The 15,079-nt window shown below is 63.2% G+C and carries 12 protein-coding genes; 8 read left to right on the forward strand and 4 right to left on the reverse strand.

Annotated elements, in window-relative coordinates; translation table 11 throughout:
* Positions 1-11: 11 nt before the first annotated feature.
* From X735_RS163475 to X735_RS163465, 3 genes are all read right to left on the reverse strand, one after another.
* On the reverse strand, positions 12-2,096 hold the full coding sequence (locus X735_RS163475) for an ABC transporter permease (protein WP_023808889.1): 2,085 nt from the start codon (positions 2,094-2,096) through the stop codon (positions 12-14).
* Positions 2,093-3,625 (reverse strand): sugar ABC transporter ATP-binding protein, encoded by a 1,533-nt coding sequence (locus X735_RS163470; protein WP_023808890.1) that lies wholly within the window; start codon positions 3,623-3,625, stop codon positions 2,093-2,095. The genes X735_RS163475 and X735_RS163470 overlap by 4 nt, the downstream gene beginning before the upstream one ends.
* An 80-nt stretch (positions 3,626-3,705) precedes the next feature.
* Positions 3,706-4,833 (reverse strand): sugar ABC transporter substrate-binding protein, encoded by a 1,128-nt coding sequence (locus X735_RS163465; RefSeq protein WP_023808891.1) that lies wholly within the window; start codon positions 4,831-4,833, stop codon positions 3,706-3,708.
* A 218-nt stretch (positions 4,834-5,051) separates the two neighbouring features.
* Here X735_RS163465 and X735_RS163460 point away from each other — a divergent pair, with 218 nt between their 5' ends.
* From X735_RS163460 to X735_RS163425, 8 genes are all read left to right on the forward strand, one after another.
* A complete protein-coding gene (locus X735_RS163460) occupies positions 5,052-5,726 on the forward strand; it encodes a GntR family transcriptional regulator (RefSeq protein WP_013533053.1) in 675 nt (224 codons plus the stop codon).
* A gap of 290 nt (positions 5,727-6,016) precedes the next feature.
* Positions 6,017-6,844, forward strand: coding sequence for a phosphogluconate dehydrogenase C-terminal domain-containing protein (locus X735_RS163455; protein WP_023808892.1), 828 nt, complete (start codon positions 6,017-6,019; stop codon positions 6,842-6,844).
* A gap of 327 nt (positions 6,845-7,171) precedes the next feature.
* On the forward strand, positions 7,172-8,113 hold the full coding sequence (locus X735_RS163450) for a D-ribose ABC transporter substrate-binding protein (protein WP_023808893.1): 942 nt from the start codon (positions 7,172-7,174) through the stop codon (positions 8,111-8,113).
* A 95-nt stretch (positions 8,114-8,208) separates the two neighbouring features.
* The gene (locus tag X735_RS163445) at positions 8,209-8,853 is read left to right on the forward strand and encodes a DUF2291 family protein (RefSeq protein WP_023808894.1); all 645 of its coding nucleotides are present in this window, start codon (positions 8,209-8,211) and stop codon (positions 8,851-8,853) included.
* A complete protein-coding gene (locus X735_RS163440; RefSeq protein ID WP_023808895.1) occupies positions 8,850-10,406 on the forward strand; it encodes a sugar ABC transporter ATP-binding protein in 1,557 nt (518 codons plus the stop codon). The genes X735_RS163445 and X735_RS163440 overlap by 4 nt, the downstream gene beginning before the upstream one ends.
* Positions 10,399-11,463, forward strand: a complete 1,065-nt coding sequence (locus X735_RS163435; RefSeq protein WP_023808896.1) for an ABC transporter permease — start codon at positions 10,399-10,401, stop codon at positions 11,461-11,463. The genes X735_RS163440 and X735_RS163435 overlap by 8 nt, the downstream gene beginning before the upstream one ends.
* Before the next feature lie 2 nt (positions 11,464-11,465).
* On the forward strand, positions 11,466-12,500 hold the full coding sequence (locus tag X735_RS163430) for a Gfo/Idh/MocA family oxidoreductase (RefSeq protein ID WP_023808897.1): 1,035 nt from the start codon (positions 11,466-11,468) through the stop codon (positions 12,498-12,500).
* Entirely contained in the window at positions 12,497-14,335 is a 1,839-nt protein-coding gene (locus X735_RS163425; RefSeq protein WP_023808898.1) for a hypothetical protein, read from the forward strand. The genes X735_RS163430 and X735_RS163425 overlap by 4 nt, the downstream gene beginning before the upstream one ends.
* 2 nt (positions 14,336-14,337) lie before the next feature.
* On the opposite strand, the gene X735_RS163420 is transcribed toward X735_RS163425, so the two are convergent.
* A complete protein-coding gene (locus X735_RS163420) occupies positions 14,338-15,051 on the reverse strand; it encodes a transcriptional regulator NanR (protein WP_023808899.1) in 714 nt (237 codons plus the stop codon).
* Between the last annotated feature and the right edge of the window lie 28 nt (positions 15,052-15,079).

Genomic DNA, 15,079 nt, shown 5'->3' on the forward strand with positions numbered 1-15,079 from the left:
TCCTGTCCTTCTCATTGCAGCCGCCGTTCGCGCAGCGCCATGACGGCGCCCAGAACGACCAGTCCGTAAAGAATTGCCCTCGTGGCATAGGGAAGCGTGGTGCCGGCGAGCAGCATCTGCAGCGCGGTCAGCAACAACACGCCGCCGAGCATGCCGAGATAGTGGCCGCGCCCACCGGTGATCAGCGCGCCGCCGACCACCACCACGGCGATCGACGGCAACAGATAGTCGTCGCCCATGCCGAGGCTTGCCTGACCCGAAAAGCCGGTCAGCATGACGCCGACAACAGCCGCGCAGACGGCCGAAAGCATATAGACCAGGATCAGCGTGCGCTCGACGCCGATGCCCGACAAGCGCGCCGCGCGCAGCCCATTGCCGATGCCGTAGACGCGTCGTCCGAACGGGGTGCGGCCAAGCAGCAGTACCGCTGCGACGACAAAGACGACCATCAGCAGGACGATTGGGGTCAGCAGGCCGGCGAGCTTGGCCGTCATGACCCAGCGCAGCATCGGCGAGGAAAACCCGGCCGGCGTTCCCTGCGAATAGAGCAGCGCACAGCCTTGCAGAATGCCGTTGGTGGCAAGCGTCATGACGATCGGCGATATGCCGAGATAGACGATGCCGAAACCATTGGCGAAGCCGATGGCGCAAGCCATCACCAGAACGACCGGCAAGGCGTAGACAAGGGCCGCGTCGGAGCCGTTGACCATGCCGGCCAGGATGATGCCGGAGATGCCGATCGTCCACGGCACGGAGAGATCGAGGCCGCCGGTCAGGATGACGGTTCCCTGCCCGAGCGCTAGGACGGCGAGGAAGGACGACAGCACCAGCAGCGAATTCCAGTAACCCGGATTGAGGATGGCGCGGCCGAGCCAGACCTGCGTGACGACCACGATGAGCAACAGGCAGACATAGGCGGGCAGCGCATAGCGCAACGTTTCCGCGTTGCGTAGATGGAAGGCAGGGCGCGGCGATGCCGGATTGCGCTGGGCATGGGCTGGCTCGGCGATCTTGAGACGCCGGTCCACGCGCTCGAGTTGCGAGGGCAATATGCCGGCGCGCCAAGCGGCAAGCCGGGCGCGCGCGGCGCGCAATTGCACGGCAAGCACCGATGCATGGGAGATCGAGCCGGCAAGTGCTGCCAGCACCAGAATGGTGCCTTCGGCAATGGTCGAATAATAGGCCGATACGTTGAGCACCAGCAGGATGTTCACCACGATCATCAGGATGTAGGCGCCGAAGACAGAGCCCACCGGGCCGCCCTGCCCGCCACCGAGGCGCGTGCCGCCGACGACGACCGCCGCGAACATCGACAAGAGCAGCGGATTGCCGACCAGCGGATCGCCGCTGCCGGTCTGGGCGCTGATGAACACGCCGGCAAGGCCATAGCAGCCGCCGGCGATGACATAGACGGCAAAGCGCACCAGCACGACATTGATGCCGACGGAAGCGGCCGAGTCCGGATCGCTGCCAACCGCATAAAGTGCTGTGCCGAAGCGGGTTCCCTTCAGCCAGAACCAGGCGAGCAGGACGACGCCGATCACCACCAGCGGCATCGGCAGCCAGCCGGCGATCGCGTCGCCGAGATAGAAGGTACCGAGATCGGGCGACACGAAGCCACCGGGCTTGTCCATCACCAGCAGCGTCACGCCTTGCAGGATGAACATGGTCGACAGCGTCACCACGATCGGCTGCATGCGCAGCACCGCAATGAAGAAGCCGTTGAAGGCGCCCACCGCCATGCCGACGCCGATGCCGACGGCGGTCCACAGGATGATGCTGGCGCCCGGCGCCATCGGGTCCATGCTCGATGCCAGCACGGCATTGACCAGCGATATCACCGCGCCGGCGGACAGGTCGAAGCCGCCCGACAGGATGACGATGGTCTGGCCGATCGCCGCGAGCGCCGAGGTGGCGCCGCCGCTCGACAGGAACGACACGTCGAAATATGTCAGCGGCCCGGCGCTGATCCAGTCGACAACGAAGAGCAGGATCGCCAGGACGGCCGCGGCGATCAGCGCGCCGCGATTGCGCATCAGCGCACGGCGCAGTCCGACGCCGCCGGTAGCGGGGGATGAGGCTGCTGCGCTGCTCATGCGGCGGCTTCCCCGGCATGCCCGAGCGCCGGGCGCATGATGGCCGGTTCGGTGATGGCGTCGCCTTCGAGTTCGGCGGCGATGCGCCCATCGTAGAGAACCAGGACCCGGTCGCATTGATGGACGAGTTCGGGAATCTCGGTCGAGTGCAGCAGGATCGAACCGCCCGAAGCCACGTAGTTTCGCATCATCACATAAAGCTCGTGCTTGGTGCCGACGTCGATGCCTCGGGTGGGATCGAACAACAGCAGGATGCGGCTCTGCGCCACCAGCCATTTGGCGATGGCGATTTTCTGCTGGTTGCCCCCGGAAAACGCACCGGCCCGCGTCCAAAGCGCGCGGCGGTCGACCTCGACAGTGGCGAATGCCGCCTCGACGGAGCGGGTCTCGGCTTGCCCGTCGACAAGACCTAGCCGTGTGAAGCGCGATATCACGGGCAGAGTGGCGTTCTGGCTGCCCGACAGTTTCAGGAACAGGCCTTCGGATTTGCGGTCTTCCGGCACCAGGCCGATGGCCATGTTGGGGCGCAAAGCATCGGCCGGCGAACCGAGCCAGACCTTGCGGCCGTCGACGAGGATGTGGCCGCGGGTGATTTCGGCCATGCCGAAGCAGGCCAGGAATAGGTCCTGCTGGCCCATGCCCTGCAACCCCGCGACGCCGAGGATTTCGCCCTTGCGCAGATCGAAGCCAGCGCCGTCGAGCTTGCGCCCGACCTTGAGATCGCGCACGCCCAGAACCGGCGGGCCGAAGGCCTGGGCGCTGTCCGGCTTGGGCGGGAAGGTCTGCTCGATGCTGCGGCCGATGATCTTTTCGATGACGTCGCCATCCGAGACATCGGCAACCGGCGCGGTGACGACGTGGCGGCCGTTTCTCAGGATCGTCAACGTCTCGCAGAAGGCACGGACCTCGCGCATGCGATGGGTGATGAAAACGATGGTGGTGCCGGCCGCCTTCAGCCTGGCGATGATGTCGCCCAGCCAGTCGACGTCGCGGCCGGCGAGCGTCGAGGTCGGTTCGTCGAGCAAAAGGATGCGCGGCTTGCGGTAGACGGCACGCGCGATCTCGATCTTCTGGCGCACCGAAAGCTCGAGCTCACTCACCTCGGCATCGAGATCGACGGAAAAACCGAGATCTTCGATATGGCGGCGGACGGCCTTGCGGGCGGCACCGCGGCGGATCAGGCCGGAGATGCCGACGGGGGCGTAAGGCAGCATCATGTTGTCGAGGACGGAGAGGTCACGCACCAGGGTCATCTCCTGGAATGCTGTCTGCATACCGAGCGCATGTGCTGCGCGCGGTGCGCCGCAAGCGATCTCCTTGCCGAAGACACGGACATGGCCTTGGCTCGGCCGGACCAGTCCGGACAGCAGCTTCACCAGTGTCGACTTGCCCGCTCCGTTTTCACCGAGCAGGGCATGGACGCTGCCGGGCGCGATCGCAAACGACACGCCGTCCAGCGCGACGGTCGGGCCGAACGCCTTGCTGATACCGTCGATCTCGATGGCGGGGAGCTCGGAATGTTCTGTCATTGTCCTCGATCGCCGGGCTTGGCATGGATTGACGATGCACGGACAACAGTCCGTGCATCGTCACACGCGCCTTGGGAGGCTTAGTTCTCCGGTTGTCCGACGAGGGCAGCATTAAGGCCGACCTCGGGTGTCTGGTCCGAGAAGATCGAGGCAAACCAGCCCGGATTGGAGACCAGCGACGGCTTGAAGGCGTTGCAGCCGGCCTTCATCTCCGCCCATGTGCCTTCGTCGCACAGCTTGATCGTCTCATTGGTGACGAGCGGCAGCGGCAGGATGGTGGTCTTCGGCACGTCCTTGCCTTCGATCGCCTCGACGGCAAGCTTCAGCGCCAGCGCACCCGAATAAGGCGGCGAGGCGTAGGAAATGCGTTGTGCGCCGGCCGGCGCGTAAGGGGCGGCCGCACCTTCGACTTCGGTGCCCTCCGGCAGCATCTGGATGCGGCCGCCATTGGAACCTTCGCCGGCGCAAGGCAGGAGTTCGCTTGTCTTCTTGCCGGCCTCGAGCTGCATCGAGTTGGCGGTGAAGCAGCCGACCTGCATCCACAGCCCGTTGATGTCGTCCCAATTGCGGGTGGCCAGGATTTTCGAAAGTTCGGTGCGGGCGACCGCCTGGCTCCACATGCCGACAGCCTCGCCGACGATCTTGATATCAGGATATTTGGCGAAGACTTCCTTGGCGGCTTTTGTCCGCTGATCGTCGACGGATGTTCCCGGGACACCCGTGATGGCGATGATGTTGCCCTTGCCGTTGAGCTTCTTGACCAGCCATTCGGCGGTCACCCTGCCGGCTTCCAGCTGGTCGATGTGGACGTTGTAGGCACAAGGCTCGGTGATCTCGGCGTCGTAGGCAAAGACCTTCACGCCCTTGTCGCAGGCATTCTTGACGACCTGGTTGAGCGCGGTCGGCGAGATCGGATATACGACGATGGCCTCGGCGCCGCTTTGCACCATTGCGTTGATCTGCTGAATCTGGCGTTGCGCGTTGGGGCCAGCGACCTGGACCTGCAGGTCGACCTTGTCGGCCAGGCTCTTGTGGGCGGCCATGGCCTTGACCATGTTGGCCGCCTCCGCTTGCCAATCATTGCCGATGTAACTCATGCTGAGAAAGATCTTGTGCTTCTCGGCTGCCTGCGCGGCGGACAGGCCGAAGGCGCATGCAGCCATCCCAGCCAGCAGCGCGAGCCGCCGGACTTTCGATCCGATACCCATGTGAAACTCCTCCCAAACAGAACGACCGAATGCCTCCCAAGGGCACAAAACGTAACCTTTGCCATTCGATGCCAGCGACCGTAACATGATTTGATCAAATATCAATGATGAAATCGTTTATATCAAAACGGCTATGTCAGCCGCTTGACGTGGCACCACGAACCTTGCATTCCGACACAAGCAATAGTGTCGCCGTTGGGCGGGAAGGTTGACCGGAGATGGCTGGATCGGCGTTCAGGAAGCCTGGTGTCGAGATCATTCCACTGTCCAAGGAAACTCTGCAGGACCGGGTCTATAATCAGGTCACCGAACTGATCCTCGACGGCAGCATCGTACCGGGCGAGATGGTCACGGTTCAGAGCCTCGCCGACGCCTTTGGCGTCAGCCCGATGCCGGTCAGGGAAGCGCTGCGGCGCCTGACGGCAGCCAACGCGCTGACCGTGGTATCCGGGCGCTCCATTGGTATTCCGGCGCTCAGCCGCGAGCGGCTCACCGATTTGCGCAATGTACGTTTTGAGATAGAGGCCATCGCCGCCGGCTGGGCCTCACAGAACCGGAGTGATGCGGATCTTGCGATTTTCGCGCGCGATCTGGACTCGCTGGAACGCGCGAATGGCGCGGACGACGTAAAGGCCTATCTGAGGGCGAATTACACCTTCCACTTCGCAATCTACCGAGCAGCAGGATCCGAAACCCTGCTCAAGATCATCAAGGACCTATGGCTGCAGATCAGCCCCTATTTCAATATGCTGCATGGGTCCTACTCGACCGCGAACACATACCATCAACAGATGTTTGCGGCCCTGCGCGACCGGGACGAGCAGGCAGTTCAGGCGGCGGTTCGCGGCGATATCGATGCGGCTTTCGACATGCTGGTCGACCTTTTGAAGTAGCGCCCGGCCCCACCTCCAACCCCCAACAGATGCCTCCTATTTCTAGGGATGGCAGAGCAGCGCCCATGCGCACTCAGCGGGCAAGCGCGGGCTTCTTCTGGTGATCTAGAAATCGTATCCAGAGCGCGCCATCCATGGTTCTCGTGCTGGAGCTTGCCGTCGGCAGCCGATGACGCGGCGCACGCATCGCATGGTCATTATCAGATTGCCAAAATCTGGTAGCGTGATTATACCAGTTGATCAGTTGACGACGGGCGATGCCGTCGGCGAAGAACAGGAGTGGTGACCAGATGACAACGATTGCGCTGTTCGGGGCTGGCGGAAAAATGGGCTACCGCCTGTCGACCAACTTTCGCGGGTCGCCCTACACGATACGCCATGTCGAGGTCAGCGATGCCGGCCGCGAACGGCTGAAGACCGGACTGGGTTTCGATACGGTCAGTGCCGACGAGGCGCTCAAGGACGCCGATGTGGTGATCCTGGCCGTTCCCGACACGCATATCGGCAAGGTAGCGGCCAGCATCGAGAGCAAGCTGGTATCAGGCACGATGGTGGTGGTGCTAGACGCGGCAGCACCCTTCGCCGGCCATCTGCCGAAGCGGCCGGACCTCACCTATTTCGTCACCCACCCCTGCCATCCGCCGATCTTCAATGACGAGACGGACATGGCCGCGAAGAAGGACTATTTCGGCGGCGTGAAGGCCAAGCAGCATATGGTCAGCGCCCTGATGCAGGGGCCGGAAGAGGACTACGCCAAGGGCGAGGCGATCGCGAAGATCATATGGGCGCCGGTGATGCGTTCGCACCGCGTCAGCGTCGAACAGATGGCGCTGCTCGAGCCTGGCCTTTCGGAGACGGTGTGCGCCTCGTTGTTGGTGGTGATGAAGGAAGCCGTCGACGAAGTCGTGGCGCGCGGTGTCGACAAGCAGGCGGCGCTCGACTTCCTGCTCGGCCATATGAACGTGCTCGGCGCCGTCATCTTCGGCGAGACCAAGGGCGTTTTCTCGGACGCCTGCAACAAGGCGATCGAGTTCGGCAAGCCGGTGCTGATGCGTGACGACTGGAAGCGGGTGTTCGAACCGGAAGAGATCGCCGCCAGCATTCAGCGGATCACCTGAGAGAAGACAGGTGCTTGACGCAGCACCTCGAGGGCCCGGCCTGTCATTGCCGACCCTCGGTTTTGGTAGCTCATCAGGTACATGTCACCTGAATTAGTGGTTGACTCATCATACCAGTTGGCTTAGCTGTTCATGGCTCGGATCGACAGGGTTTCGCAGGGAGTTCGAAGCCTGGCGAGTGGAGGATGGCTGGGGAGCAACGATCCGCCTGGGGTAAGCCGGCAACGGTTTTTTGACCCAAGCGATCCGCGGCCCGCGCTGCCTGACGAGTTCGGATGCAGACGAAGCCATTGGCCGATCAAGGCAATTTTCAAACGGGAGGACTTCATGAAACTCACACGCAGAATGACGCTTGCGGCTTTCGCCGGCATGCTGGCGCTTGGCACGGCCGTGCCCGCCTACGCGGCGGATCTCATCGCCATTATCACGCCCTCACACGACAATCCGTTCTTCAAGGCGGAAGCCGTCGGTGCCGAAGCCAAGGCCAAGGAACTCGGCTATGAGGCGCTGGTGCTCGTCCATGACGATGACGCCAACAAGCAGTCCGAGTTGATCGACACCGCGATCGGCCGCGGCGCCAAGGCGATCATCCTCGACAATGCCGGCGCCGACGCCACTGTCGCCGCCGTGCAGAAGGCCAAGGACGCAGGCATCCCGTCCTTCCTGATCGACCGCGAGATCAACGCCACCGGCGTCGCCGTGGCGCAGATCGTCTCCAACAACTACCAGGGCGCCCAGCTCGGCGCGCAGGAATTCGTCAAGCTGATGGGCGAGAAGGGCAATTTCGTCGAGCTGGTCGGCAAGGAATCCGACACCAATGCCGGCATTCGTTCCAAGGGCTATCACGACGTCATCGACGACTATCCGGACCTGAAGATGGTTGCCCAGCAGTCGGCCAACTGGAGCCAGACGGAAGCCTATTCCAAGATGGAATCGATCCTGCAGGCCAACCCCGACATCAAGGGTGTGATCTCCGGCAACGACACGATGGCGATGGGCGCCTATGCGGCACTTGCCGCGGCGAACCGCAAGGACGTCATCGTCGTCGGCTTCGACGGATCGAACGACGTACGGGACTCCATCACGTCGGGCGGTATCAAGGCAACCGTGCTGCAGCCGGCCTTCGCGCAGGCGCAGATGGCGGTCGAGCAGGCCAACGACTTCATCAAGAACAAGAAGTCGCCGGCCAAGGAAAAGCAGTTGATGGACTGCGTTCTGATCAATGGCGACAATGCCGCCAAGCTGGAGACCTTCGCGCTGACGAACTGAGCCAGCGTGATTTCAATAGCGAGGGGCGAAAATCGGTTTTCGCCCCTCGCCGCCATTTTCCGTGGGTCGCCCACGATGCTGAACGACAGGCCGCCATGCTGAACACCAAGCCGAACTGGCCGATCCTTACCGTGATGGTCAGCATCAGCCTGACCGCCTGCAAGATCCTGCCTACGAAATCGGAAGCCGGAGACAACGCTCCCGCCTTCAATCCAGACAAGATGGTCGAAGAGACATGGGCGGCAAAGGTCGTGCCCTATCTCCAGCAGAAAGCCGGACCGTTTGCGCAGGTTCACACCCTGGCGACAACCGATCCATCGGCTGCCGGCGCCAAATACGGCAATCCGAACAAGCAGGCGAATTCGCCTTGGACTTTCGCGGTTCGGCTGGAAGGCAAGATCGTCGCGGCCAACACGCAGTCGCGGGCGGCAACCGTCGACGTCGATGTCGACGGCGACGGCAAAGCCGATGCACGAGTGCAGATCGGACCGGCGGTGCGCGGTACCGCGCTGCGCGACAGCCTGGACTTCATCCAGTTCAACGACTTCACCAACCAGATCGACTTCGCCCAGTTCGGCAAGGCGTTCAACAGCTACACCGACAAGACGGTGCTCTCCAAGCTGCCGCGCGAAGCGCTGGAAGGCCGCAGTACCAAAGTGCTGGGCGCCTATACGCTGGGGAGCGGCCAGGACCTGCCGCTGGTGACGCCGGCGGAGGCAGAGATCGGGCCGAAGCCATGAGCGCGACAGCAGAGCGCGAAATCATCCTGAAGCTCGAAGACGTCTCCAAGGTCTATTCCGGCACCGTTGCGGTCAAGCGCGCCAATTTCGAGGTGCGCAAGGGCGCGGTCAACGTGCTGGTCGGCGAAAACGGTGCCGGCAAGTCGACGCTGATGAAGATTATCGCCGGTGTCGAACGGCCGACAGCCGGCCGCATCCTGCTGGAGGGCGAAGAGGTCTCCTTCTCGTCATCCGGCGATGCGGTGAACCGCGGCATCGGCATGGTGTTCCAGGAGCTGAACCTGTTCGGCAACATGAGCGTCGCCGAGAATATTTTCGCCACCCGGGAGATCACCAACCGCTTCGGCAAGATCGACCGCAAGGAACAGGAGCGCCGTGCGGCTGAATTTCTGGAACGCCTGCAAGCCGGCATACGGCCCGACATGCTGGTCGAGGATTTGCGCATCGGCCAGCAGCAGTTGGTCGAGATCGCCAAGGCGGTTTCGCTCGATGCGCGAATCCTGATCATGGACGAGCCGACCTCGGCGCTGAGCGCTGCGGAGGTCGAGATCCTGTTCAAGGTGATCGCCGACCTCAAGGCGCGCGGCGTGGCCATCGTCTACATCTCGCACCGGCTGGAAGAGCTGATCCGCATCGGCGACTACATCACCGTGCTGCGCGACGGCCGCATCACCGGCCAGGAGGAGATGAAGAACGTCGACACGCAATGGATCGTTCGCCAGATGATCGGTTCCGACGCCAAGGATTTCGCCAAGGCTGACGGCCATCTTCCGGGCGAGGAGATCTTTCGAGCCGAGGACATCTGCCTGCCGCGCGCTATCGGCGGGCTTGCCGTCGACCATGTCTCGCTGTCGCTGCGCGCCGGCGAGATCCTCGGCATCTACGGCCTGATGGGCGCCGGTCGCAGCGAATTGTTCGACTGCATCATGGGCCGCCACGGCCATTCGACAGGCGCGATCTTCATTGGCGGTAAAAAGGTCAAGGAGCGCGACACGACGCGGCGCATCCGGCGTGGCCTGGCATTGATCCCCGAGGATCGCCAGCGCGAAGGGCTGGTGTCGATCCTCTCGGTCGCCAGCAATCTGACGCTAGCCAGCCTGTCGCGATTTGCCCGCCTGTTCCATATCCGTGGCGCCGACGAAAGGCAGGCGGTGACGCAGATGGTGCGGGAACTGGCGATCAAGGTCGCCGACCCGGCGCAGGAAGTGTCTTCGCTGTCGGGCGGCAACCAGCAGAAGGTGGTGATCGGCAAGGCGCTGCTCACCGAACCCAAGGTGCTGCTAATGGACGAACCCAGCCGAGGCATCGATGTCGGCGCCAAGGCAGACGTCTTCCGCACCATGCGCAAACTGTCCCGCGACGGATTGGGGATTTTGTTCGCCACCTCCGACCTCGATGAGGTGATGGCGCTGTCCGACCGCATCGCGGTGATGAGCAACGGAAAACTGACCGGCATGTTCGACCGTGCCGAGGCGACGGAGGCGGCACTCGTCGCTGCTTCGGCGCTTGGCCACGGACCGGTCCCACACACGGAGAGCACCGCCCATGACTGACATCCCAGCCAAGGCGGCCGCTCATTCCGCTTCCAGCGGCTCCGTGCTGTTGACGCTGATGAAGCTCAGGACCTTCATCGCGCTTATCGCCGTGCTGATCTTCTTCTCGATCGCGGCGCCGAATTTCCTGTCGACCGCCAATCTGATCCTGATGTCGAAGCACGTGGCGCTGAACGCGTTCCTGGCGATGGGCATGACCTTCGTCATCATCACCGGCGGCATCGACCTTTCGGTCGGCTCGATCGTCGGCCTGTGCGGCATGGTGGCCGGCTATCTCGTGCTCAATGGCATCGACCTGCAGATCGGCTACACCATCTATTTCAACGTCTTCGAGATCGCGCTGATCACGCTTGCCGTCGGCATATTGATCGGCGCCGTCAACGGCTTGCTGATCACCCGGCTGAACGTCGCGCCGTTCATCGCCACGCTTGGCGTGCTCTATGTCGCGCGCGGCCTGGCGCTGCTGTCGTCGGATGGCCGCACCTTTCCCAACCTCGTCGGCAAGCCGGAGCTTGGCACCACCGGTTTCGGTTTCCTCGGTGCAGGCCGGCTGCTTGGCCTGCCGGTGGCGATCTGGATCCTGATCGTCGTTGCACTGGGAGCCGCCTATCTCGCCAAATACACACCGCTCGGCCGCCATATCTTCGCCGTCGGCGGCAATGAACGGGCGTCGCGGATTTCGGGCGTCCGTGTCAACATGGTGAAGATGTTCGTCTATATGTTCTCCGGTTTCTGCGCGGCGATCGTCGGCCTGATCATCTCGTCCGAGCTGATGGCCTCGCATCCGGCAACAGGCGAAAGTTTCGAGCTCAACGCCATTGCGGCGGCGGTGCTCGGCGGTACCTCGATGTCGGGCGGGCGCGGCACGATCGGCGGCACCATCGTCGGCGCCTTCGTCATCGGCATTCTTTCGGACGGGTTGGTGATGATGGGTGTGAGTTCGTTCTGGCAAATGGTGATCAAGGGTCTCGTCATCATCGTCGCCGTTGTCGTCGACCAGGCACAACGCCGGCTTCAACAGCGCGTCACCTTGATGCAGATGGCGAAGGCGGGTTGAGCATGGCGGAGTTGCGTGGAGCGCTGATCGGCTGCGGCTTCTTTGCCGTCAACCAGATGCACGCCTGGCGCGGCATTGCGGGCGCTTCGATCGTTGCTATCTGCGACCGTGACCCGGAACGGCTCAAGATCGTCGGCGACCAGTTCGGCATAGCGAAGCGCTATACCGATGCGGCGGAACTTTTTGCCGGCGAAAGCCTGGACTTCGTCGACATCGCCACCACCGCGCCCAGCCATCGTCCGCTTGTCGAAATGGCGGCCGCTCATCGCGTTCCGGTGATCTGCCAAAAGCCGTTCGCGCCGACGCTCGCCGACGCCAAGGCAATGGTCGGGGCATGCGCGGAAGCCGGCGTGCCGCTGATGGTGCATGAGAATTTTCGCTGGCAGTCGCCGATCCAGGCGGTGCGCGCCGTGCTCGACAGCGGCGAGATCGGCACGTCTTTCTTCGGGCGCATCTCCTTCCGCTCCGGCTATGACGTGTTTTCCGGCCAGCCCTATCTGGCGACGGGAAAGCGCTTCATCATCGAGGACCTCGGTATCCATGTCCTCGACATCGCCCGCTTCCTGCTCGGCGACGTCTCGACCATCACGTCGCGAACCGCCCGCATCAATCCTAGTATCGCGGGCGAGGATGTGGCGACGATGCTTCTGGACCACAAGAGCGGCGCGACCTCCGTGGTCGACTGCAGCTATGCGACGAAGCTTGCCACCGAGCCGTTTCCCGAGACGCTGATCGAGATCGACGGCAGCGACGGAACGATCCGGCTGGCGCAGGGATACCGGCTCACCGTCACCGGCAAGAACGGCACGGTCGTCACCGACGTCTCGCCGCCGCTGCTGCCATGGGCGTCGCGGCCCTGGCACAACATCCAGGAAAGCGTTGTCGCCATCCAGCAGCACTGGGTAGACTGCCTGGCAAAGGGGATCGAACCGGCGACCTCGGGAGCGGACAATCTTAAGACGTTCGCGCTCGTCGAGGCCGCCTATGCTGGTGCCGCGAGCCGGCAACCGGTGCAACTCGACGCCTTGCTGAAATGACCGCCGACACTTTCCTGCTCTACGGCACGCGTGCTCTCGAGGCCGAGCCAGTCAGGCTGAGCGCGGGCGCGCTCAGCGCCGACTTCGTCAACGGCAATCTGCGCACCATCCGCCATCGCGGCACCGAAGTGCTGCGCGCCATCGCCTATATCGTACGTGACCGCGACTGGGGCACCTATGAGCCGGTGCTGACGGGCCTCGTCATCGATCAGGACGCGGAGAGCTTCGCGATCAGCTATTCGGCAAGCTGCATCGGACCCGATGGAAGCCGGCTCGGCTTCCACGCAACCATCAAAGGCTTCGCCGATGGCCGTCTGGTCTTCGACGTCGGCGCCCTCCCCGAAAGCGATTTCGAGACCAACCGCTGCGGCTTCTGCATCCTGCATCCGATCGCAGGGCTGGCCGGCAGTCCAGTCACTGTCGAGCATACGGACGGCATCGTGGTGGCGACGAAACTGCCCGAACTGATCGACCCGTGGCAGCCTTTCAAGGATATCCGCGCCATCACCCATCAGGTTCGGCCTGGTGTCACCGCCGAATGCCTAATGGAAGGCGATACATTCGAGATGGAAGACCAGCGCAACTGGTCAGACGCCTCCTACAAGACCTATGTGCGGCCGCTCGCGTTGCCATGGCCCTATGTGCTGCCTGCCGGCCAGCCCTTGCGCCAAACGATCAGCCTGCGCATCACAGGGAAAGGCAACGCGCCGGCTGCCGCCATGGTCAGCGAACCGGTCCGCGTCGAACTCGGCGAAGCCGGGCCAAGGCTGCCCGATATCGGCGTGGTCATCTATCCCGAGGATGTCGAGAGCGCACTTGCGAAGCTCTCGATGCTGTCGGCGCTCGGCCCGCAACAGCTGATCTTCCACTACGATCCGACGCGTGGCCACGGGCTCGACGCCTTGCGCGCTTTCGCCCGACTGGCAACTGCCTACGCAGCCGAAACGACCCTCGAATGCGTCGTTGCCTGCGCTGGCGATCTCGACGCCGAGATGTCAGGTGTCGCCGGCCTGGTGCGCGAGGCCGGGCTAAAACTCTCGGCCATTGCCGTGTCGCCTTCGGTCGACCGGCAGTCGACACCGCCGGGCAGCACGTGGCCGGACTGTCCGCCGCTCGAGAACGTTTACGCGGCCGCGCGGCGCGCCTTTCCGGACATCCGGCTCGGCGGCGGCATGTTCAGCTATTTCACCGAACTCAACCGCAAGCGCGTGCCGGAGGACCAGCTCGATTTCGTCACCCATTGTACTTGCCCGATCGTTCACGCCGCCGACGATCTCAGCATCATGCAATCGCTGGAGGCGCTGCCTTTCATCACCCAATCGGCGCGGGCGATCTTCGGGGCGAAACCCTATCGGATCGGACCATCGACGATTGCCATGCGGCAGAACCCCTATGGCGGCGCGACCAAGCCCAATCCCGGGGGACAGCGCATCGCCATGGCCGACCGAGACCCGCGCCATGCCGGCCAGTTCGCGGCGGCATGGACGATCGGCTATGCCGCGCGCATCGCGCCCGCTGGGCTGGAACAGCTCACGCTCTCCAGCTTCACCGGACCGTTCGGCGTGCTGGCGTCATTTGGAGAACCCGTCGCGGAAGGAACACCCCGGCCGCTCTTCAGGGCCATCAAGGGGCTTTGCGAACTGGCCGGCCTTGCGCATGTGTCGGCAAGGACGAGCGATGAGACCAAGGTGCTGGCGCTGGCCGGGCGCTCCGCCTCGGGCAAGACAATCGCGTGGCTGGCGAACCTGACGGCGGACGAAGTGCCGGTCGACATTTCGGCTTTTGGCCGCGGCCATCTCGTGATGACGCCTTACGCGATCACCCGGCTCGGCTGAAGTTACTTTTCGGAATTCATCACATAGAGCGCGCGCGAGCGTTCGAGATGCTTGATCATCGCCTTCTCGGCGCCATCCGCATCCTTTTTCTCGATGCGGCCGATGATCTCTTCGTGCTCGGTCAGCGTGAACTTTTCCTTGCCGGTCCAGATCAGCATTTCGGTGTGGTATTCCTTCAGCCAGCCGAGCATCGCCTCACTAACGGCGACATAGATCGGATTGCCTGAGATCGCGGCGATCTGGGTATGGAATTTCATGTCGGCGGAGATGAAGGCTTCGGAATCGCCACGGAAGCCGCGCTGTTCGGCAACGGTGGCCCTGAGGCGCTGCACATCCTCGGCGGTGGCCTTTTCGGCGGCTTCCCTGACCATGCCGCGCTCGAAGAAGATGCGCGCGGTCTTCAGGTGCTCAAGCGTGTCCTTCGATGACGACAGGATGATCTTGGCGGCGCCATCGACCTGCTTGATGATCGACTTTGCCGTGAGCTGCAGCACCTTGGCGCGCTCGCCATGCGAGATCGCGACCAGGCCCATATTGCTCAGCGCCTGCATCGCCTCGCGAATCGCCGGCCTGCCGACCTCGAAGCGCTCCATCAGTTCGCGCTCCGACGGCATGTCGTCACCCGGCATCAATTCGCCGCTGGTGATCAGGCGCTTCAGCCGCAAGAAGACCTCGTCGGAAAGCTTGCGCCGGACAATCGGTTCCGAACGGTTCATCGTCGCGAATCACTCCCTTGAGCCGGCC

Source organism: Mesorhizobium sp. L2C084A000 (genome assembly GCF_000502875.1).
Classification (GTDB): Bacteria; Pseudomonadota; Alphaproteobacteria; order Rhizobiales; family Rhizobiaceae; genus Mesorhizobium.